This window comes from Cnuibacter sp. UC19_7 (genome assembly GCF_042699995.1).
In the GTDB taxonomy this organism is placed as follows: Bacteria; Actinomycetota; Actinomycetes; order Actinomycetales; family Microbacteriaceae; genus Cnuibacter.
In genome coordinates this window covers 660,401-680,572 of sequence record NZ_CP170560.1, presented here as the reverse complement: position 1 = coordinate 680,572, position 20,172 = coordinate 660,401, and the positions used below count along the sequence as shown (strand labels likewise).

The following is a 20,172-nucleotide window of genomic DNA, read 5'->3' as shown; positions in this document are numbered from 1 at the left end:
TCATGACCGCCTCCCCGCTCGCTCCTGCCTGGCTCGAGGTTCCGGCCGACCCGAACGCGCTGCCCGCGCCCGTCTGGCCGCGGTCGGCCGATCGCGACGGCCGGGGCGCCCTGGTGATCGGCGGCGTCTCCGCCGCCGTCCTCACCGAGCGCTACGGCACGCCGCTGTACGTGGTCGACGAGGGCGAGGCCCGGACCAGAGCACGCGAGGTCCTGGCCGCATTCCGATCGGCGTTCGAGGCGATCGGCACGCGGGCGAAGGTCTACTACGCCGGGAAGGCGTTCCTCACCGGCACGGTCGCGCGCTGGATGGCCGACGAGGGCCTGGCGATCGACGCGTGCTCGCTCGGCGAGCTCGAGGTGGCCCTCCGCGCGGGCGTCGACCCGGCGAGGATCGGCCTGCACGGCAACAACAAGTCGCTCGCCGAGATCGACCGCGCGGTCGAGGCCGGTCTCGGCGCCGTCGTGATCGACAGCTGGGTCGAGATCGAGCGGATCGCGGCCGCCGCCGAGCGACTGGGCCGGGTGCAGCAGGTGAGGCTGCGGGTCAACAGCGGCGTGCACGCGCACACCCACGACTTCCTCGCCACAGCGCACGAGGACCAGAAGTTCGGCGTGAGGCTCGACCAGGCCGCGGAGTACGTGACCCGCATCCGGTCGTTCCCCGCCCTGTCGTTCCTGGGCTTCCACTGCCACATCGGATCGCAGATCTTCGACTCCGGCGGGCTCGCGGAGTCGGCGGCGCGGCTCCTCGAGGCGCACGCGGCGGCGCTCCAGGGCGGTCCGGTGCCCGAGCTCAACCTCGGCGGCGGCTTCGGCATCGCCTACACCTCCGCCGACGATCCCACCCCGATCGCCGACCTCGCGCGCACGATCGCCGACGCCGTGGCTCTCGAGTGCTCGCGCCTCGACGTCCCGGTCCCCGTCGTCGCATTCGAGCCCGGGCGCTCGATCATCGGGACGGCCGGGGTGACGCTCTACACGGTGGGCACGGTGAAGGACGTCCTGGTGCAGGTCGCAGGCGAGGGCGCCGAGGCGCGCCCCACCGAGCACGTGCGTCGCTACGTCAGCGTCGACGGCGGGATGAGCGACAACGCCCGGCCCGCCCTGTACGGCGCCGCGTACTCGGCACGGATCGCGTCGCGCGAGTCGGCGGCCGACCCCGCGCTGGTGCGCGTGGCGGGCAAGCACTGCGAGAGCGGTGACATCGTCGTCGACGCCGAGTACCTGCCCGGCGACATCGCTCCCGGCGACCTGCTCGCCGTCCCGGCCACCGGCGCCTACTGCTGGTCGCTCTCGAGCAACTACAACCATCTGGGGCGCCCTCCCGTGGTGGCGGTGTCCGCGGGGGAGTCGACCATGATCGTCCGCGGGGAGACCATCGACGACCTGCTGGCTCGAGACCTCGCGTTCACCACCCACGCCGGCCCGTCCAGCCCGACCGAGCCGAGCCCGACCGGCCCGCCACTCGCCGACCCGCCACTCACCGACCCACCCGAGGAGACCGACCGATGATCGAGTACCGCAACCTGCGCGTGGCCCTGCTGGGTGCGGGCTCGGTGGGCTCGCAGGTGGCGCGGCTCCTGTTGGAGAACCGCGACGAGCTCGCACAGCGCATCGGCGCGGGCATCGAGCTGGCGGGCATCGCGGTGCGCGACGTCGACGCGCCGCGCGACGCCGACATCCCCCGTCAGCTGTTCACGACAGATGCTCTCGGGCTGATCGAGTCCGCCGACATCGTGGTCGAGCTGATGGGCGGCATCGAGCCGGCGCGCCAGTACATCCTCGCCGCGATCACGTCCGGCGCGGACGTCGTCACCGGCAACAAGGCGCTGCTGGCCACCCACGGCCCGGAGCTGTTCACGGCGGCCGACCAGGTCGGGGCCCAGCTCTACTACGAGGCCGCGGCCGGCGGCGCGATCCCGATCATCCGCCCCTTGCGCGAGAGCCTCGCCGGCGACCGGGTGGAGCGGGTCCTCGGCATCGTCAACGGCACCACCAACTTCATCCTCGACCGGATGGACACCGACGGCGACAGCTTCGAGAACGCCCTCGCCGTGGCCACCGAGCTCGGCTACGCGGAGGCCGATCCGACGGCCGACATCGAGGCGTACGACGCGGCGCAGAAGGCCGCCATCCTCGCCCGCCTCGCGTTCCACACCTCCTTCCCGGTCGAGGCGGTGCACCGCGAGGGCATCACCACGGTCACGGCCGCGCAGGTCGAGTCGGCGCAGAAGGCGGGCTTCGTGGTGAAGCTGCTCGCGATCTGCGAGCGCCACACCGATCCCACAACCGGGGTCGAGGGAGTGACGGCGCGCGTGCATCCTGCCCTCGTCGATCGCCGACACCCGCTGGCGGCCGTGCACGACGCGAAGAACGCCGTGTTCGTGCAGGCCGAGGCCGCGGGCGACCTGATGTTCTACGGCGCGGGCGCCGGTGGCGTCGAGACGGCGTCCGCCGTGCTCGGCGACCTCGTGTCGGCGGCGCGCCGCCACGTGGCCGGTGGGCCGGGGGTGGGGGAGTCGACGCAGGCGAACCTCCCGATCCTGCCGATCGGCACCGTCGTCACCCGCTACCAGATCACGCTGAGCGTGGCGGATCGCCCCGGCGTGCTGTCGCAGATCGCCGCGCTGTTCAGCGACCACGAGGTCTCGGTCGAGGCCGTGCAGCAGAGCGTGGCCACCTCCCGTGGCCAGGAGACCGACGCCCGCACCGCTACCCTGGTGATCGTCACCCATGAGGCCCTGGAGTCGGCGCTGGCCGCCACCGTGGAGTCGGTGGCGCGGCACGACGCCGTTCAGCGGGTCGTGTCGGTCCTGAGAGTCGAAGGAGAGACCGCCTAGTGTCCACGAGCAACGAGCGCATCCCGTCCCGCCAGTGGCGAGGGGTGCTGCGTGAGTACGCAGACCGCCTCGACGTCACCGACGCGACGCCGATCGTGACGCTGGGCGAGGGTGGCACGCCGCTGATCCCGGCCCCGGCGCTCTCCGCACGCACGGGTGCGCAGGTCTACGTCAAGTTCGAGGGCATGAACCCCACGGGGTCGTTCAAGGACCGCGGCATGACGATGGCGATCTCCAAGGCGATCGAGCACGGCGCCAAGGCGGTCATCTGCGCCTCGACGGGCAACACCTCCGCCTCGGCCGCGGCCTACGCGGCCCACGCGGGCATCACCGCCGCGGTGCTGGTGCCCGAGGGCAAGATCGCGATGGGCAAGCTCAGCCAGGCCATCGCGCACAACGGTGCGCTCATCCAGGTGCAGGGCAACTTCGACGACTGCCTCGAGATCGCCCGGGAGCTCTCGACCGGCTACCCCGTGCACCTCGTGAACTCGGTCAACAACGACCGGATCGAGGGCCAGAAGACGGCCGCGTTCGAGGTCGTCGAGGTGCTCCAGGACGCACCCGACTTCCACTTCCTCCCCGTCGGCAACGCGGGCAACTACACCGCGTACTCGCGGGGCTACCGCGAGGAGCTCGACCGCGGTGTCACGACGAAGCTGCCCCGCATGTTCGGGTTCCAGGCCTCGGGCTCGGCCCCGATCGTCCTCGGCGCACCCGTTCTCCACCCGGAGACGATCGCCAGCGCCATCCGCATCGGCAACCCCGCCTCGTGGGAGCTCGCTCTCGCGGCGCGTGAGTCGACCGACGGCTACTTCGGCGCGATCGACGACGACAAGATCCTCGAGGCGCATCGCATCCTGTCCTCCGAGGTCGGCATCTTCGTCGAGCCGGCGTCGGCGATCAGCGTCGCAGGCCTGCTCGAGCGCTCCGAGGCGGGAGCCGTCCCGGCCGGTGCGACGGTCGTGCTCACGGTGACCGGACATGGCCTGAAGGACCCCCAGTGGGCTCTCCGCGGCGCCGACGGGGAGGACGTGCGCCCCACGGTCGTGCCGGTCGACGTCGCCGAGGTCGCGAGCGTGCTCGGCCTCGAGAAGAGCGCGTCGTGATCGCCTCCGGTCGCACGGTCACCGTCCGCGTCCCCGCCACCACGGCGAACCTCGGTCCCGGCTTCGACACGCTGGGCCTGGCCCTGGCGCTCTACGACGAGCTCACCGTGACGGTGCGCGACGAGCCCGGCGCTTTCGTCGAGGTCCACGGGGTGGGCGAGGGCGAGGTCCCGACCGACGAGACCAACCTCGTCGTGCGCTCCATCGCGCATACGTTCGCCGCCTACGGGCAGGAGATGCCCGGACTCGACCTCGTGGCGCGCAACGTCATCCCGCACGGCCGCGGACTCGGCTCGTCCGGCGCCGCGATCGCCTCCGGCGTGGTCGCGGCCCAGGCGCTCCTCGAAGGCGTCGTCGAGATCGACGGACTCGGGCTCCTCGCCCGCGCCACCGAGCTCGAGGGCCACCCCGACAACGTCGCCCCCGCCCTCTTCGGCGGGCTCACCATCGCGTGGACGACGCCCGAGGGGCCGCGCTACAAGAAGCTCAACGTGCACCGCGGCGTCTCGCCGCTCGTGCTCGTGCCCGGCCACACCATGTCGACAGCGCTGGCGCGCAGCCTCCAGCCCGAGTCGGTGCCGCACGCCGACGCGATCTTCAACGTGTCGCGCTCCACTCTCCTCATCGCCTCGCTCATCCAGAGCCCTGAGCTTCTGTTCGAGGCCACCGAGGACAAGCTCCACCAGAGCTACCGTGCGAGCGCCATGCCCGAGACGGATGCGCTGATCCGCGCCCTGCGCGCCGCCGGCTACCCGGCCGTCGTCAGCGGCGCCGGCCCGAGCATCCTCGTGCTGTGCAGCGACCCGGCCCAGCGGAAGGGCGCCACCGAACTGGTGGAGCAGACGGCCGCGACACCCTGGCAGTCGCTCGTCCTCGCCGTCGATATCAAAGGTGCTACAGTGGTCCTGCATCCGGACGACGTGACGCAGCCCTAGCGGCAGCCCGATCCTTCCCGGTCGCATCTCTCAATTCATTCTCCCGCCGCGTGCTGTGACATCGGCCTGTGTTCTACCGTCGATGAATCCGGTCCGCGACGTTTCCTGCCCGGCGTATCCGACCGGCAGGGGAAGGACGTACTTCCAGTGACAGATCTCACCGAACGCGCCGACCTGTCGACGCTGAAGGTCTCGCAGCTCCAGGCTGTGGCCGCCGAGCTCGGCATCGCCGGGGCCTCGAAGCTCCGCAAGGGCGAGCTGCTCGAGACCATCCGCCGCGTGCAGGCCGAGGGCCTCGAGGCCGCCGACGACCAGGCCGCCGAGCTCCTGGCGGAGGACGCCGCCGTCGCCGCCGATGCGGCCGCGACCGCGGAGGCTCCCGCCGTCGAGGCGCCGAGCACCGAGCCGGCCGCGAACGAGTCCGCTCAGGCCGCCGGCCCCATCGAGACCGCCGTCGTGGAGTCGACTCAGGCCGCCGGCGCTCCCGTCGTCGACGGCCCGATCGTCCCCGACGAGCTGCTCCGCGGTGCGCAGCAGACCAGCCAGCAGCCCCGCGAGCAGATCGTGATCGACCTGCCTGAGGGCCCCGTGTCGCCGAAGCGCCGCGGCTCGCGTCGCGTCACCAGCGTCGACGGCGGCTACGCCATCGAGCGCTCGACGTCGCGCGTCTCGGCCGGTGGCCACGTCAACGCCGAGACCGGGTCGGGCACCGACCTCGTGCCGCCGGCCGAGACCGCCGAGCGTGCCGACGACCCGCAGGCCGAGGGCGCCGAGCTGCAGTCCGAGAACGGCGAGCAGCAGGAGCGCAGCGAGGGTCGCGGTCGTGGCCGCAACCGCCGTGGGCGGGGACGCGACAAGGGCGACCGCTCGGGCGAGCAGCAGAACGGCGGCCCGCAGAACGGCAACGCTCAGCAGGGTGGCAACGCTCAGCAGAACGGCGGCCAGCAGAACGGCGCCCCGCAGGGCGCCGAGCAGCACGAGCGCCAGGAGCAGGGCACCGAGCCCACCCGTCAGGGCGGCCAGGGCAACCAGGGCAACCAGCAGAGGGACGCCGAGGGCGACCGCTCCGAGCGCAGCCGCAACCGCTTCCGCGACCGCAAGCGTCGCGGCGGTCAGGGCGGCGACGACGTCGAGCCCGAGATCGGCGAGGACGACGTCCTCATCCCGGTGGCCGGGATCCTCGACATCCTCGACAACTACGCCTTCGTGCGCACGAGCGGCTACCTGCCCGGCAACAGCGACGTGTACGTCTCGCTCGGTCAGGTCAAGAAGTACAACCTCCGCAAGGGCGACGCGATCGTCGGCTCGATCCGCCAGCCCCGCGAGGGCGACAGCAGCAGCCGCCAGAAGTACAACGCGATCGTGCGCATCGACTCGATCAACGGCCTGCCCGTCGACGAGGCGCAGAACCGTGTCGAGTTCGGCAAGCTGACCCCGCTCTACCCGCAGGAGCGCCTGCGCCTCGAGACCGAGCCCGGCAAGCTGACGCAGCGCATCATCGACCTCGTCGCCCCCATCGGCAAGGGTCAGCGCGGCCTCATCGTCGCGCCCCCGAAGGCGGGCAAGACGATCGTGCTGCAGCAGATCGCGAACGCGATCTCCACGAACAACCCCGAGGTCCACCTCATGGTCGTGCTCGTCGACGAGCGCCCCGAGGAGGTCACCGACATGCAGCGGACGGTGCGCGGCGAGGTCATCGCCTCCACCTTCGACCGCCCGGCCGAGGACCACACGACGGTCGCCGAGCTCGCCATCGAGCGCGCCAAGCGTCTCGTCGAGCTGGGCCACGACGTGGTCGTGCTGCTCGACTCGATCACCCGTCTCGGCCGCGCCTACAACCTGGCGTCGCCGGCCTCGGGCCGCATCCTCTCCGGTGGTGTCGACGCCTCGGCGCTCTACCCGCCGAAGCGCTTCTTCGGTGCGGCACGCAACATCGAGAACGGCGGCTCGCTCACCATCCTCGCCACGGCTCTCGTCGAGACCGGGTCGAAGATGGACGAGGTGATCTTCGAGGAGTTCAAGGGCACCGGCAACAGCGAGCTGCGCCTGTCGCGCCAGCTGGCCGACAAGCGCATCTTCCCGGCGGTCGACGTCAACGCCTCGAGCACGCGCCGCGAGGAGCTGCTCATGGGTGTCGACGAGGTCAAGATCACGTGGAAGCTGCGTCGCGCCCTCGCCGGCGTCGACCCCCAGCAGGCGCTGGAGATCGTGCTCGGCCGTCTGAAGGAGACGACGTCGAACGTCGAGTTCCTGATGCAGATGCAGAAGTCGATCCCCACGGCAGCCGGCGGCAACCACAACGGTCACGGCCACAAGGACGACTGACCCGTGTTCGACTCGGTCGAAGGGCTGATCGCCGAACACGAGGATCTGCAGCAGCAGCTGGCCGACCCCGAGCTCCACGCCGATGCGGCGCGGGCGAAGAAGGTCAACCGCCGCTACGCGGAGCTCAGCCGCATCGTCGCCGCGCACACCGCGTGGCGGCAGGCGTCCGACGACCTCGAGGCCGCGCAGGAGCTCGCGAAGGACGACTCGGCGTTCGCCGAGGAGATCCCGACCCTCCAGGACCACCTGGGGGAGGCCGAGGAGCGCCTGCGCCGTCTGCTGATCCCGCGCGATCCCGACGACGGCCGCGATGTGATCATGGAGATCAAGGCCGGCGAGGGCGGCGCGGAGAGCATGCTCTTCGCCGCCGACCTGCTGCGCATGTACCTGCACTACGCCGCGTCGAAGGGCTGGAAGACCGAGCTGCTCGAGCGCACCGAGAGCGATTTGGGCGGATACAAGGACGTCCAGGTCGCCATCAAGGGGTCGTCGACCGACCCGTCGGAGGGCGTCTGGGCACACCTGAAGTACGAGGGCGGCGTGCACCGCGTGCAGCGTGTGCCCGCCACCGAGTCGCAGGGTCGCATCCACACCTCCGCCGCCGGGGTCCTCGTCTTCCCCGAGGTCGACGAGCCGGAGGAGGTCGACATCAACCAGAACGACCTCAAGATCGACGTGTTCCGGTCGAGCGGCCCGGGCGGACAGTCGGTCAACACCACCGACTCCGCCGTCCGCATCACGCACCTGCCGAGCGGCATCGTCGTGTCGATGCAGAACGAGAAGAGCCAGCTGCAGAACCGCGAGGCGGCGATGCGCGTGCTGCGTGCCCGTCTGCTGGCGAAGCAGCAGGAGGAGCTCGACGCGGAGGCGTCGGCGGCTCGCAAGAGCCAGATCCGCACGGTCGACCGCTCCGAGCGCATCCGCACGTACAACTTCCCCGAGAACCGCATCGCGGATCATCGCACCGGCTACAAGGCGTACAACCTCGACGCCGTGATGGACGGGGCGCTCGAGCCGCTCATCCAGTCGGCGATCACCGCCGACGAGGAGAGCCGGCTCGCCGCGGTGGGCACCGAGTCGTGACCGCCGTGGTCGAGCAGGGCACCGCCGCCGACCGGCCGGTGACCGTGCGGAGTCTGGTGGAGCGCTCGGCGCGCATCCTCGAGGCCGCGCGCGTGCCCGATCCCCGGGTCGACGCCGAACTGCTGGTGGGCCACGTGCTCGACGCCTCTCGCGGCCGCGTGCAGTCGCTGTCGGTGACGGATGCGCCGGTGTCGGCCGAGGAGGCCGTCGCGATAGCCGAGGTGGTCGAGCGGCGAGCCGCCCGCGAGCCGCTGCAGCACATCCTGGGTGTCGCGTGGTTCCGCACGCTCGAGCTCGCCGTGGGTCCGGGTGTCTTCGTGCCACGGCCCGAGACCGAGTCGGTGGCGCAGATCGCCATCGACGCGGTGCGGGCGGTCGTCCCCGCGGAAGGCTCGCCCCTCGCGGTCGACCTCGGCACGGGCAGCGGTGCCCTCGCCCTCTCGATCGCGTCCGAGGTGCTGCACGCCGAGGTCGTCGGCGTCGAGAACTCCCCGCGGGCGTTCGTCTGGGCGAAGGAGAACCTCGCCCGCACGGGTGTGCAGAACGCCCGACTGGTGTTCGCCGACCTCGCCGACGCACTGCCCGACCTCGACGGCCGTGTCGACGTCGTGGTCTCGAACCCGCCGTACGTGCCGATCGGCGCGATCCCGCGCGATCCGGAGGTGCGGCTGTTCGACCCCGAGGCCGCGCTCTACGGCGGCGCCGACGGTCTCGACGTGGTCCGCCGGGTGTCGGCCACCGCGCGGCGGCTGCTCCGCGAGGGCGGCATGGTCGTGATCGAGCACGGCGAGCTGCAGGGCGAGTCGATCCGTGCGCTCCTCACCGCCGACGGCTTCCGGGCCGCGTCGACGCAGCGCGATCTCACCGGGCGCGATCGCACCACCACCGCCCTGCGCTGACCACGGCCGCCCTGCGCCGGCCGCGCCGGGGCCGGCTTCCGGATGCGTCCAGAGGGCGCGGATATCATGAGGGACGACATGTCACAGACGTACGACTGCGCGGTTCCCGCCGAGCTCCTCACCGGGATGCGCCTCGCCCGAGCCGCGCTCGGTCGAGGCGAGCTCGTCGTCCTCCCCACCGACACCGTCTACGGCGTCGCGGCCGACGCGTTCGCTCCGGCCGCCGTGCAGCGCCTGCTCGATGCCAAGGGCCGGACACGTCAGTCCCCGCCGCCGGTGCTCATCCCGGGTGTCTCCACGCTCGAGGCCCTCGCCACCGACATCCCCGACGTCGCCCGCGAGCTGGTCGAGCGCTTCTGGCCCGGTGGCCTGACCGTGATCCTCACCGCGACCCCGTCGTTGGCGTGGGACCTGGGCGAGACACGCGGCACGGTGGGTCTCCGGATGCCCGACGACTCGATCGCGCTCGAGCTCCTCGCCGAGACCGGGCCGCTCGCCGTCTCGAGCGCCAACCTCACCGGGCGTCCGCCCGCGCCGACGGCCGCCGATGCGGTCGCGATGCTCGGCGACAGCGTGTCGGTCTACCTCGACGGGGGAGCGCGCCCCGATCCGGCACGCGCACGCGAGGGCGACGAGCCGTCGTCGACGATCGTCGACCTCACCACGCCCGACGTCGTCCGGATCGTGCGCCAGGGTGCGATCTCCCGGGCGCGGATCGAGGAGGTCGTGGGCGACCGTCTGGCGCCTGGGCCGGTCTGATGCGGTTCTACCTCCTCGTCGCCCTCGTCTCCGCGATCGTCACCTTCGGCCTCGCGTGGCTGATCTACAAGCTCAGCATCCGCTACCGGCTCTATCCGAAGATCCGTGAACGCGACGTGCACACGCGGCCCACGCCGCGGCTCGGCGGCATCGCCATGTTCCTCGGACTCCTGGGCGGCATCGCCGTGGCCTCGCAGATCAGCTGGTTCCGCCTGGTCTTCGCCGAGCCCGGACAGCTGTACGCGATCCTCGGATCGGCGCTCATCATCGTCGTCATCGGCGTGGCCGACGACATCTACGACCTCTCCTGGTTCACCAAGCTCGCCGGTCAGATCCTCGCCGCGGGTCTGCTCGCGTGGCAGGGCGTGCAGATCGTCTCGCTGCCGATCGGCGGCATCACGGTCGGGTCGAGCACGATGTCGCTGTTCATCACGATCATCGCCGTGGTGCTCGTCATGAACGCCGTCAACTTCATCGACGGGCTCGACGGCCTGGTGGCCGGTGTCGCGCTCATCGCCAACGGCGTGTTCTTCCTCTACAGCTACCTGCTGGCGCAGGAGACGTCGCCCACCGACTACTTCAACCTGGCCTCGATGGTGACCGCCGTGCTGATCGGGGCGTGCGCGGGCTTCCTGCCGCTGAACTTCCGGCCGGCGAAGCTGTTCATGGGCGACTCGGGCGCGATGCTCGTGGGCCTCCTCATGGCCACGAGCGCCATCTCGGTCACGGGCCAGATCGATCCGGCGACCATCGGCCGCTCGCAGCTGCTGCCCGCGTTCCTGCCCATCCTGCTGCCGTTCGCGATCCTCGTGATCCCGCTCCTCGACTTCACCCTCGCGGTGGCACGACGCCTCCGTGCGGGCAAGAGCCCCTTCGCGGCCGACCGCAAGCACCTCCATCACCGGCTGCTCGACATGGGGCATTCGCACCTGCGCGCCGTGCTCATCTTCTACTCCTGGACCGCGGTCATCTCGATCGGCTGCCTGCTCCTCTTCGTGGTGCAGCCCTACTGGATCGCGTTCATCTTCCTGGGGCTGGGGCTCGTGGTGTGCGCCGTCGTCACCCTGCTCCCGCTCAGCTCGCGCTACCGTCGTCGTGTGGCGGCGAGCGATGTCGGGGAGACCGGCGCCGTGTCCCTGCCCGAACCGCCTCTGGCGGCGACCATCGACCCCGAGGAGTCCCCATCGTGACCGAACCGCAGCCACGAGGCAACTACCCGACGCCGTCGTCGAACCCGGTCTTCGCGACCATCCTGCGCTGGAACGCCGTGCTCGCCGCGGCGATCGCCGTCGTCGGGGGAGTGGTCGGATTCCTCGCCGTCGGGTGGTCGGGTGTCTGGAGCGCGCTCATCGGCGCGGTGATCACCCTGGTGTTCCTCGGCGTGACGGCCGCGAGCATCCTCATCGCGAACCGCTACACGGCCTCCCCGATCTACACCACGCTGTTCTTCGTGATCGTGCTGGGCTCGTGGATGGTGAAGTTCGTCCTCTTCATCGTGCTCGTGCTGGTGCTGCGGGCGCAGTCGTGGCTCGACCCCACGGTGCTGTTCTTCTGCATCGTGGCCGGGGTCGTCGGATCGCTCGCGATCGATGTCGTCGTGGTCGCCCGCAGCCGGATGCCCTACGTCTCCGACGCTCGGCCAGATCGGCGTGGTTAGGCTGTATACACCGACTGCACGATTCGTCAGGAGGCCGCCATGTTGATAGGCTGTCCATATCTGTTCCGCCGCCCGTCAGCGCCTGCGCTCGGAGATGGCACAGTACCCCCACCATTCGTCGCCGCGAGAGCCATCGCTGGTTCCACGCCCCGAAACAGGAGATAGCGCTGATAGCTAACGCTGTGAACCTGCTAGTCCCCATGGAGACCTCCGACGATGGTGGCTTCCACGCTCCGTCGATCGGCGAGTTCTTCCCTCCGGCGATCTTCTTCGAGGGCACGCCCTTCGAGATCACCCGGATCATCCTCATCCGCTTCCTCGCGGCCGCGGTGCTGATCCTGCTCTTCTGGATCGGCACCCGTCGGATGCGCGTCGTGCCCGGACGCTTTCAGAGCGTCATCGAGATGGGCCTCGACTTCGCACGGGTGAACATCGCGGAAGACCTCCTCGGCAAGAAGGACGGTCGGCGGTTCCTCCCGCTGATCACCACCATGTTCTTCACGGTGCTGTTCTTCAACATCACCGGCATCATCCCGTTCCTGAACATCTCGGCCAACGCGACGATCGCGATGCCGATGGTCCTGGCCATCGTGGCCTGGCTCGCGTTCATGTACGCCGGCATCAAGAAGCACCCGGGGGCGTTCTTCAAGAACGCGCTGTTCCCGCCCGGCGTGCCGTGGCCGCTCTACATCATCGTGACGCCGATCGAGTTCGTGTCGACGTTCATCCTGCGCCCGGTCACGCTGACCCTGCGACTGCTGATGAATATGGTCGTCGGGCACCTCCTCCTGGTGCTCTTCTTCTCGGCGACCTGGTTCTTCTTCTTCAACGCGGGTGGCCTCTGGTCGCTGTTCGGCGTGGGAACCCTGGCCTTCGGCTTCGTCTTCACGCTGTTCGAGATCCTGGTCGCTGTGCTCCAGGCCTACGTCTTCGCTCTTCTCACCACGGTCTACATCCAGCTCGCGCTGGCTGACGAACACTAGAACGGCTCGGGCACCCGCTCGATCCGCCATCACGGAAGGAAACACACAACGTGGATGCAACCCTCCTCGCAGAGGTCAACGGCAACCTCGCCACCGTCGGATACGGCCTCGCGGCCATCGGCCCCGCCATCGGCGTGGGCATCGTCGTCGGCAAGACGATCGAAGGCGTCGCCCGTCAGCCTGAGCTGGCCGGCCGCCTCCAGGTCCTGATGTACATCGGTATCGCGTTCACCGAGGCGCTCGCCTTCATCGGCATCGCCACCGGCTTCATCTTCACCTGATCCTGTCTTCTCTTCACTCACGGAAGGAGGCATGATGCTCCACGCAGTCATTGCTGCGGCTGAGGCGGAACCACAGAACCCGCTGATCCCGCAGGTCTACGACATCGTCTGGTCGCTGGTGTGCTTCATCGTCATCCTGGTCTTCTTCTGGCGGATGGCGCTGCCCCGCATGAAGAAGCTCCTCGACGAGCGAGGCGCGGCCATCGAGGGCAACATCGCGAAGGCCGACGAGGCCCAGCGTGAGGCCGAGGCCGCGCTCGAGCAGTACACCGCTCAGCTCGCCGAGGCCCGCGTCGAGGCGTCGCGGATCCGCGAGCAGGCCCGCACCGACGCTCAGCGCATCGGCTCGGAGATCACCACGAACGCGCAGGCCGAGGCCGAGCGCGTGAAGGCGAACGCCCAGGTCGCCATCGAGGCGGAGCGCCAGGCGGCGTTCACCTCGCTGCGCACCGAGGTGGGCACCCTGGCGATCGACCTCGCGTCGAACGTCGTGGGCGAGACCCTCACCGACGACCAGAAGGCCACCGCCCTCGTCGACCGCTTCCTGGCCGACCTCGAGGCATCCGAGTCCGGCAAGGCAGGGAAGAAGTAGCACATGGGAAGCGCGACCAGAGTTGCCCTCGAGGAGGCTGAGGCCCGCCTGGCGAGCCTCGCCTCGGGGGTCGATCTGGCCACGGGAGAAGAGCTCTTCGCCGCTGGCCGGGTCATCGGCGATTCCGCACAGCTCCGAGGAGCCCTCTCCGACCCCGCCATCGACGGCTCTGCGAAGACCGCGCTGGTGAGGCGGCTGTTCGGGGCGTTCGGTTCGAGCAGCCTCGAGCTGCTGTCGACGATCGTCTCGAGCCGGTGGTCCACGCAGAGCGAGTTCGTCGGCGGCATCGAGGAGATCGGCATCCGTGCCGTCGCCGCCTCCGCCCCGTCGTCCGCCGCGATCGACGCCGAGCTCTTCGAGTTCGGCCGGGCCGTGTCGAGCGACGCCGGGCTCGAGCTGGCCCTCGGCAGCAAGCTGGGCGCCACCGACCAGAAGCTGGCGCTCGTCGACCGTCTCCTCCGGGGCAAGGCCTCCGAGCAGACCGTCGCCATCGTGCGTCAGCTCATCGGCTCGCCCCGCGGCCGCCGCGTGGGAGAGCTGCTGCGCTACGCCTCGGCCGTCGTCGCCGATCAGGCGGGCTCGCTGGTGGCCACGGTCAGCAGCGCGGTCCCGCTGTCGGAGGCCCAGCTCTCGCGCCTGGAAGGCGTGCTCGCGAGCCAGTACGGCCGCCCCGTCCGGAGCAACACCGTCGTCGACCCCAGGGTCATCGGGGGAATCCGCATCCGGATCGGCGATGATGTCATCGATGGCAGCGTCGCCACGCGGCTCAACGATCTCAGACTCCAGCTCGCCGGCTAGGCGCGCACACGAACGCATTGGGGCTCACCGCCCCGCAGAAAAGGGATAACGATGGCTGAACTCACAATCCGCCCCGATGAGATCCGCGACGCCCTCAAGGACTTCGTCGCGGCCTACGAGCCCGGCAAGGCCTCGACCACCGAGGTCGGCTACGTGATCGACGCCGCCGACGGCATCGCGCACGTCGAGGGCCTGCCCGGCGTCATGGCCAACGAGTTGATCCGGTTCTCCGACGGCACGCTGGGCCTCGCACAGAACCTCGATGAAGACGAGATCGGCGTCATCGTGCTGGGCGAGTTCTCCGGCATCGAGGAGGGCCAGGAGGTCACCCGCACGGGTGAGGTGCTCTCGGTCCCCGTCGGCGACGGCTACCTCGGCCGCGTGGTCGACCCGCTGGGCAACCCGATCGACGGTCTCGGCGAGATCGCGACCGAGGGTCGCCGCGAGCTCGAGCTCCAGGCTCCCGGCGTCATGCAGCGCAAGTCGGTGCATGAGCCGCTGCAGACCGGCATCAAGGCGATCGACGCCATGATCCCCGTCGGCCGTGGCCAGCGCCAGCTGATCATCGGCGACCGCCAGACCGGCAAGACCGCCATCGCGATCGACACGATCATCAACCAGAAGGCGAACTGGGAGTCGGGCGACGTCGACAAGCAGGTGCGCTGCATCTACGTCGCGATCGGCCAGAAGGGCTCGACCATCGCCTCGGTGAAGGGCGCGCTCGAAGACGCCGGCGCGATGGAGTACACCACCATCGTCGCCTCCCCGGCCTCCGACCCCGCGGGCTTCAAGTACCTCGCCCCCTACACCGGCTCGGCCATCGGCCAGCACTGGATGTACGGCGGCAAGCACGTCCTGATCATCTTCGACGACCTGTCGAAGCAGGCCGAGGCCTACCGCGCCGTGTCGCTTCTCCTCCGTCGTCCGCCGGGACGCGAGGCGTACCCCGGCGACGTCTTCTACCTGCACTCGCGTCTGCTCGAGCGCTGCGCGAAGCTGTCCGACGAGCTCGGCCACGGCTCGATGACCGGTCTGCCGATCATCGAGACGAAGGCGAACGACGTCTCGGCGTACATCCCGACCAACGTGATCTCGATCACCGACGGCCAGATCTTCCTGCAGTCCGACCTGTTCAACGCCAACCAGCGTCCCGCGGTCGACGTCGGCATCTCGGTCTCCCGAGTCGGCGGTGACGCCCAGGTCAAGTCGATCAAGAAGGTCTCCGGCACGCTCAAGCTCGAGCTGGCCCAGTACCGCTCGCTCGAGGCGTTCGCGATGTTCGCGTCCGACCTCGACGCCGCGTCGCGTCGTCAGCTCGCCCGAGGCGCCCGCCTCACCGAGCTGCTGAAGCAGCCGCAGTACTCGCCCTTCCCGGTCGAGCAGCAGGTCGTCTCGATCTGGGCCGGCACCAACGGCAAGCTCGACGAGGTCCCGGTGGAGGACATCCTCCGCTTCGAAGCCGAGTTGCTCGACTACCTCGGTCGCAACACCGAGATCCTCACCACCCTCCGCGACACCAACGTGCTCAGCGACGACACCGTCGCCGAGCTCGAGAAGGCGGTCGACGACTTCAAGCTCGAGTTCCAGACGGGCGAGGGCAAGCCGCTCGCCTCGGTGGGCAAGGAGCAGTTCGAGGCGACGAACCCCGAGGACGTCAACCAGGAGAAGATCGTGAAGGGGCGCCGCTAACCGATGGGAGCGCAGCTTCGGGTCTACCGGCAGAGGATTCGCTCTGCCCAGACGACCAAGAAGATCACGAAGGCGATGGAGCTCATCGCCGCCTCGCGCATCCAGAAGGCTCAGGCTCGCGTGGCGGCGTCGTCCCCGTACTCCCGTGCGGTGACGCGCGCCGTCTCGGCGGTCGCGACGTACTCCAACGTCGAGCACGTGCTCACGACCGAGCCGGAGCGCATCGAGCGCTCGGCCATCCTCATCCTCTCGAGCGACCGCGGTCTCGCGGGTGCGTTCAACTCGCAGGTGCTGCGTGAGGCGGAGGAGCTGGCCGAGCTGCTGCGGGGTCAGGGCAAGGAGGTGGTGTACTACCTCGTCGGACGCAAGGCCGCCGGGTACTTCACCTTCCGCCGCCGGGCGTCGGAGCAGCAGTGGGTCGGCGAGACCGACGTGCCCGAGTTCGATCTCGCGAAGTCGATCGGCGACCGCCTGCTCGAGGACTTCCTCAAGCCCGCGGCCGAGGGCGGCGTCGACGAGATCCACATCGTCTACAACCGCTTCATCAGCATGCTGACGCAGACGCCCGAGGTCGTGCGCCTCCTGCCGCTCGAGGTCGTCGAGGGTGTCGAGGAGCCGACGGCTCAGGTGCTGCCGCTCTACGAGTTCGAGCCCGATGTCGGCACCGTTCTCGATGCGCTGCTGCCGGTCTACATCGAGAGCCGCATCTTCAATGCGCTCCTGCAGTCGGCGGCCGCCAAGCAGGCCGCCACGCAGAAGGCGATGAAGGCGGCGAGCGACAACGCCGACACGCTCATCCTCAACTACACCAGGTTGGCGAACAACGCCCGCCAGTCCGAGATCACGCAGCAGATCTCCGAGATCGTCGGTGGGGCAGACGCCTTGTCCCACGCCAAGAAGTAACGAGAAAGAGAAGGCACATGACTGACACCGCCATCGCGCCGGCAGCCACCGCCGGCTCCGGCGGGGCCGCCGGGCGCATCGCGCGCGTGACGGGCCCCGTCGTCGACATCGAGTTCCCCCACGACTCGATCCCCGAGGTCTACAACGCCCTGAAGACCACGATCACCCTCGGCGAGACCAGCACCGAGATCACCCTCGAGGTCGCCCAGCACCTCGGCGACGACCTCGTCCGTGCGATCGCACTGAACCCGACCGACGGTCTCGTGCGGGGCCAGGAGGTCCGCGACACCGGTGCCCCGATCTCGGTGCCCGTGGGTGACGTCACCAAGGGCAAGGTCTTCAACGTCATCGGCGACATCCTGAACGCCGAGCCCGGTGAGACCATCGAGGTCACCGAGCGCTGGCCGATCCACCGCAAGCCCCCGGCATTCGATCAGCTCGAGTCGAAGACGCAGCTGTTCGAGACCGGCATCAAGGTCATCGACCTCCTCACCCCGTACGTGCAGGGTGGCAAGATCGGTCTCTTCGGTGGTGCGGGCGTCGGCAAGACGGTCCTCATCCAGGAGATGATCCAGCGTGTCGCGCAGGACCACGGTGGTGTGTCGGTGTTCGCCGGTGTCGGCGAGCGCACCCGTGAGGGCAACGACCTCATCCACGAGATGGAGGAGGCGGGCGTCTTCGACAAGACCGCCCTCGTCTTCGGCCAGATGGACGAGCCGCCGGGAACCCGTCTCCGCGTCGCCCTGTCGGCGCTGACCATGGCGGAGTACTTCCGCGATGTGCAGAACCAGGACGTGCTGCTCTTCATCGACAACATCTTCCGCTTCACGCAGGCGGGCTCCGAGGTGTCTACGCTGCTCGGCCGCATGCCGTCCGCGGTGGGCTACCAGCCGAACCTCGCCGACGAGATGGGTCTCCTCCAGGAGCGCATCACCTCGACGCGGGGTCACTCGATCACCTCGCTGCAGGCGATCTACGTGCCGGCCGACGACTACACCGACCCGGCCCCGGCGACCACGTTCGCGCACCTCGATGCCACGACCGAGCTCTCGCGTGAGATCGCGTCGAAGGGTCTCTACCCCGCGGTCGACCCGCTGACCTCCACCAGCCGCATCCTCGACCCCCGTTACCTGGGCGCCGACCACTACCGTGTGGCGACCGCGGTGAAGCAGATCCTCCAGAAGAACAAGGAGCTGCAGGAGATCATCGCCATCCTCGGTGTCGACGAGCTCTCCGAAGAGGACAAGATCACTGTGGCACGTGCCCGCCGCATCCAGCAGTTCCTCTCGCAGAACACCTACATGGCGAAGAAGTTCACGGGCGTCGAGGGTTCGACCGTCCCGCTGAAGGACACCATCGAGTCGTTCGACGCGATCGTCCGCGGTGACTTCGACAACGTGGCGGAGCAGGCGTTCTTCAACGTCGGCCCCATCACCGACGTCGAGGAGAAGTGGGCGAAGATCCAGAAGGAGAACGGCTGAGCATGGCGAACCCGCTTGCCGTCACCGTCGTCTCGGCCGATCGCGAGATCTGGAAGGGCGAGGCCTCGATGGTCGTCGCGAAGACCGTCGAGGGCGAGATCGGCATCCTCGCCGGTCACGAGCCGATGCTCGCGATCCTCGCCTCGGGTGAGGTGCGCGTGAACGCCTCGAGCGGTGAGCGCATCGTCGCTCGCGCCGACGACGGCTTCCTCTCGGTCGAGAACGACACGGTCACCGTGGTCGCCCGCGACGCGGAGCTCGTCCGCTAGCCCGTCCCAACGCCGTACGATCGCCGCTCCGCCTCCGGGTGGGGCGGCGATCGTCGTCTGGAGGTTGTCCCATGCTGATCGTCTTGCCGCCGTCGGAGACCAAGGTCGAGGGGGGAGAGGGCGGCGCTCTCGACCTCGCCCGGCTGTCGTTCCCTCGTCTGACGAAGCCGCGCCGGTCGCTGGCGTCGGCGGTCCGCCGTCTGGCGCGACGCCCCGAGGAGATGGCCGCGGCCCTGAAGCTCGGCCCGCGTCTGGCATTCGAGATCGATCGCAACCGCGCGCTCACGACCTCGCCCACGATGCCCGCGCTGCAGCGCTACACCGGGGTGCTGTACGACGCCCTCGACGTCGCGTCGCTGTCTCCGGATGCGCTCGGGTTCGCGGCCTCGCATCTGGCGGTGCACTCGGCGCTGTTCGGGCTGGTGGGTGCGGGTGATCCGATCCCCGCCTATCGGCTCTCGCATGACTCGAGGCTCGAGCCGAGCGTGAAGTCGGTGTGGGGGTCGTCGATCGCGCGGGAGCTGACCGAGCGGCCCGGGTTGGTGCTCGACCTGCGGTCGGAGGGGTACGTGGCGTTGGGGCCTGCGATCGGAAACCCCGACGCGCACTACCTGCACGTCGTGAGCGAGGGACCGAATGGCGCGAAGCGGGCGCTCAACCACTTCAACAAGAAGGGCAAGGGGGAGTTCACGCGCGCCCTCCTGGCGCAGGGAGAGGACTTCGCCTCCGTCCCCGACCTCATCGAGTGGGCCACCGCGAGCGGCTTCCGTCTGGGCCTGCGGGACGACGGCTCGCTCGAGCTCGTCGTCTGAGCCCTCCCGAAGCGCCTCGTCAGAGGCGGACCGGAGGCGTCGGGCGGCGCGACGGGGGCCAGCGGAAGGGGATGCCCTCGCCGTCGAGGAGCCATGCCTTCGTGACGTCGCCGTCGCCCTGGGAGTAGCCGGTCAGGCTGCCGGTCGACGACAGCACGCGGTGGCAGGGGATCAGGAGCGGCACGGGGTTCTGCCCGATCGCGCGACCGACCGCGCGGCACGCGGCGGGCCGCGCGATCGCCTCCGCGAGGGCGCCGTAAGTGGTGGGTGTTCCCCACTCGACCTCGGCGAGCGCGTCGAGCACGGCGCGCTGGAAGTCGCTCACCGCAGGCCGCACGGGGAGGTCGAACCGGCGTCGCGTGCCCGAGAAGTAGCCCTCGATCTGCTCCACCGCGTCGTCGATGAGGTCGGATCGGTCGACGGGATGGCCGTCGTGGGGGAGTCGGCCGGCCGTCTCGAACGCGAGACCAGTGATCGCGCGACCGTTGCTCACCACCTCGATGCGGCCGAGGGGCGAATCGAGGACGCCTCGGTGGCGCACCTCCGGAACGCGAGGCGGGCGCGTCGTCGCGGCACTGACGGGGGCCGGCTCGGCGGCGGCCGACACGAAGTCGGGGAACGGAGGGAGTTCGAGGGCCGAGATCCCGGCCTGAGCGGTCTGCATGCCGTCACGCTAGGCGGCGCCGCAGACCAGCGTGGGTGCGGGCTGAGATCTGTGGACAGCTGGGAAACGAGCGCGACGTGTGCGGGAATCGGGC

General features: G+C 69.7%; 20 protein-coding genes. 19 read left to right on the top strand and 1 reads right to left on the bottom strand.

Annotated features, from left to right (window positions below; genetic code table 11):
* The first annotated feature begins 2 nt into the window (after positions 1-2).
* The 19 genes from lysA (at position 3) to ACFJGV_RS03170 (ending at position 19,414) form a co-directional block, all read left to right on the top strand.
* The gene (gene lysA / locus ACFJGV_RS03260) at positions 3-1,514 is read left to right on the top strand and encodes a diaminopimelate decarboxylase (RefSeq protein WP_378146801.1); all 1,512 of its coding nucleotides are present in this window, start codon (positions 3-5) and stop codon (positions 1,512-1,514) included.
* Positions 1,511-2,842: a homoserine dehydrogenase gene (locus ACFJGV_RS03255; RefSeq protein WP_378146799.1), complete on the top strand. Its 1,332-nt coding sequence runs from the start codon at positions 1,511-1,513 to the stop codon at positions 2,840-2,842. The genes lysA and ACFJGV_RS03255 overlap by 4 nt, the downstream gene beginning before the upstream one ends.
* Positions 2,842-3,948 carry a threonine synthase gene (thrC, locus tag ACFJGV_RS03250; protein ID WP_378146797.1) on the top strand — a complete coding sequence of 369 codons (1,107 nt, stop codon included), beginning with the start codon at positions 2,842-2,844 and terminating at the stop codon, positions 3,946-3,948. Before ACFJGV_RS03255 ends, thrC begins: the two co-directional genes overlap by 1 nt.
* Positions 3,945-4,883, top strand: coding sequence for a homoserine kinase (gene thrB, locus ACFJGV_RS03245; protein ID WP_378146795.1), 939 nt, complete (start codon positions 3,945-3,947; stop codon positions 4,881-4,883). The genes thrC and thrB overlap by 4 nt, the downstream gene beginning before the upstream one ends.
* A 147-nt stretch (positions 4,884-5,030) precedes the next feature.
* Positions 5,031-7,208, top strand: a complete 2,178-nt coding sequence (gene rho / locus ACFJGV_RS03240) for a transcription termination factor Rho (RefSeq protein ID WP_378146793.1) — start codon at positions 5,031-5,033, stop codon at positions 7,206-7,208.
* A 3-nt stretch (positions 7,209-7,211) separates the two neighbouring features.
* A complete protein-coding gene (gene prfA / locus ACFJGV_RS03235) occupies positions 7,212-8,291 on the top strand; it encodes a peptide chain release factor 1 (protein WP_378146791.1) in 1,080 nt (359 codons plus the stop codon).
* The gene (gene prmC, locus ACFJGV_RS03230) at positions 8,288-9,190 is read left to right on the top strand and encodes a peptide chain release factor N(5)-glutamine methyltransferase (RefSeq protein WP_378146789.1); all 903 of its coding nucleotides are present in this window, start codon (positions 8,288-8,290) and stop codon (positions 9,188-9,190) included. The genes prfA and prmC overlap by 4 nt, the downstream gene beginning before the upstream one ends.
* A gap of 78 nt (positions 9,191-9,268) precedes the next feature.
* A complete protein-coding gene (locus ACFJGV_RS03225) occupies positions 9,269-9,949 on the top strand; it encodes an L-threonylcarbamoyladenylate synthase (RefSeq protein WP_378146787.1) in 681 nt (226 codons plus the stop codon).
* Positions 9,949-11,139 carry an MraY family glycosyltransferase gene (locus ACFJGV_RS03220; RefSeq protein WP_378146785.1) on the top strand — a complete coding sequence of 397 codons (1,191 nt, stop codon included), beginning with the start codon at positions 9,949-9,951 and terminating at the stop codon, positions 11,137-11,139. Before ACFJGV_RS03225 ends, ACFJGV_RS03220 begins: the two co-directional genes overlap by 1 nt.
* Entirely contained in the window at positions 11,136-11,606 is a 471-nt protein-coding gene (locus tag ACFJGV_RS03215; protein WP_378146784.1) for a hypothetical protein, read from the top strand. Before ACFJGV_RS03220 ends, ACFJGV_RS03215 begins: the two co-directional genes overlap by 4 nt.
* Before the next feature lie 200 nt (positions 11,607-11,806).
* On the top strand, positions 11,807-12,589 hold the full coding sequence (gene atpB, locus ACFJGV_RS03210; protein WP_174604444.1) for a F0F1 ATP synthase subunit A: 783 nt from the start codon (positions 11,807-11,809) through the stop codon (positions 12,587-12,589).
* A 50-nt stretch (positions 12,590-12,639) separates the two neighbouring features.
* Entirely contained in the window at positions 12,640-12,870 is a 231-nt protein-coding gene (gene atpE / locus ACFJGV_RS03205; RefSeq protein ID WP_085019724.1) for an ATP synthase F0 subunit C, read from the top strand.
* A gap of 34 nt (positions 12,871-12,904) precedes the next feature.
* A complete protein-coding gene (locus tag ACFJGV_RS03200) occupies positions 12,905-13,462 on the top strand; it encodes a F0F1 ATP synthase subunit B (protein ID WP_378146781.1) in 558 nt (185 codons plus the stop codon).
* A gap of 3 nt (positions 13,463-13,465) precedes the next feature.
* Entirely contained in the window at positions 13,466-14,260 is a 795-nt protein-coding gene (locus ACFJGV_RS03195; RefSeq protein ID WP_378146779.1) for a F0F1 ATP synthase subunit delta, read from the top strand.
* A gap of 51 nt (positions 14,261-14,311) precedes the next feature.
* On the top strand, positions 14,312-15,949 hold the full coding sequence (atpA, locus tag ACFJGV_RS03190) for a F0F1 ATP synthase subunit alpha (protein ID WP_378146777.1): 1,638 nt from the start codon (positions 14,312-14,314) through the stop codon (positions 15,947-15,949).
* A 3-nt stretch (positions 15,950-15,952) separates the two neighbouring features.
* Positions 15,953-16,852 carry a F0F1 ATP synthase subunit gamma gene (locus ACFJGV_RS03185; RefSeq protein WP_378146776.1) on the top strand — a complete coding sequence of 300 codons (900 nt, stop codon included), beginning with the start codon at positions 15,953-15,955 and terminating at the stop codon, positions 16,850-16,852.
* 17 nt (positions 16,853-16,869) lie between these two features.
* Positions 16,870-18,333 (top strand): F0F1 ATP synthase subunit beta, encoded by a 1,464-nt coding sequence (atpD, locus tag ACFJGV_RS03180; protein WP_378146774.1) that lies wholly within the window; start codon positions 16,870-16,872, stop codon positions 18,331-18,333.
* Positions 18,334-18,335: 2 nt separating this feature from the next.
* Positions 18,336-18,602 carry a F0F1 ATP synthase subunit epsilon gene (locus tag ACFJGV_RS03175; RefSeq protein ID WP_378146772.1) on the top strand — a complete coding sequence of 89 codons (267 nt, stop codon included), beginning with the start codon at positions 18,336-18,338 and terminating at the stop codon, positions 18,600-18,602.
* A gap of 71 nt (positions 18,603-18,673) precedes the next feature.
* A complete protein-coding gene (locus ACFJGV_RS03170; protein WP_378146770.1) occupies positions 18,674-19,414 on the top strand; it encodes a YaaA family protein in 741 nt (246 codons plus the stop codon).
* Between the two features lie 19 nt (positions 19,415-19,433).
* Here ACFJGV_RS03170 and ACFJGV_RS03165 read toward each other — a convergent pair whose 3' ends face one another.
* The gene (locus tag ACFJGV_RS03165; RefSeq protein WP_378146769.1) at positions 19,434-20,078 is read right to left on the bottom strand and encodes a methylated-DNA--[protein]-cysteine S-methyltransferase; all 645 of its coding nucleotides are present in this window, start codon (positions 20,076-20,078) and stop codon (positions 19,434-19,436) included.
* Positions 20,079-20,172: the final 94 nt, after the last annotated feature.

Bases quoted from the DNA above. Each gene is read 5' to 3' on its own strand.
- lysA (WP_378146801.1), top strand. From the start codon at position 3: ATGACCGCCTCCCCGCTCGCTCCTGCCTGGCTCGAGGTTCCGGCCGAC.
- ACFJGV_RS03255 (WP_378146799.1), top strand. From the start codon at position 1,511: ATGATCGAGTACCGCAACCTGCGCGTGGCCCTGCTGGGTGCGGGCTCG.
- ACFJGV_RS03225 (WP_378146787.1), top strand. From the start codon at position 9,269: ATGTCACAGACGTACGACTGCGCGGTTCCCGCCGAGCTCCTCACCGGG.
- ACFJGV_RS03220 (WP_378146785.1), top strand. From the start codon at position 9,949: ATGCGGTTCTACCTCCTCGTCGCCCTCGTCTCCGCGATCGTCACCTTC.
- atpB (WP_174604444.1), top strand. From the start codon at position 11,807: ATGGAGACCTCCGACGATGGTGGCTTCCACGCTCCGTCGATCGGCGAG.
- ACFJGV_RS03200 (WP_378146781.1), top strand. From the start codon at position 12,905: ATGCTCCACGCAGTCATTGCTGCGGCTGAGGCGGAACCACAGAACCCG.
- ACFJGV_RS03195 (WP_378146779.1), top strand. From the start codon at position 13,466: ATGGGAAGCGCGACCAGAGTTGCCCTCGAGGAGGCTGAGGCCCGCCTG.
- atpA (WP_378146777.1), top strand. From the start codon at position 14,312: ATGGCTGAACTCACAATCCGCCCCGATGAGATCCGCGACGCCCTCAAG.
- ACFJGV_RS03185 (WP_378146776.1), top strand. From the start codon at position 15,953: ATGGGAGCGCAGCTTCGGGTCTACCGGCAGAGGATTCGCTCTGCCCAG.
- atpD (WP_378146774.1), top strand. From the start codon at position 16,870: ATGACTGACACCGCCATCGCGCCGGCAGCCACCGCCGGCTCCGGCGGG.
- ACFJGV_RS03175 (WP_378146772.1), top strand. From the start codon at position 18,336: ATGGCGAACCCGCTTGCCGTCACCGTCGTCTCGGCCGATCGCGAGATC.
- ACFJGV_RS03170 (WP_378146770.1), top strand. From the start codon at position 18,674: ATGCTGATCGTCTTGCCGCCGTCGGAGACCAAGGTCGAGGGGGGAGAG.
- ACFJGV_RS03165 (WP_378146769.1), bottom strand. From the start codon at position 20,078: ATGCAGACCGCTCAGGCCGGGATCTCGGCCCTCGAACTCCCTCCGTTC.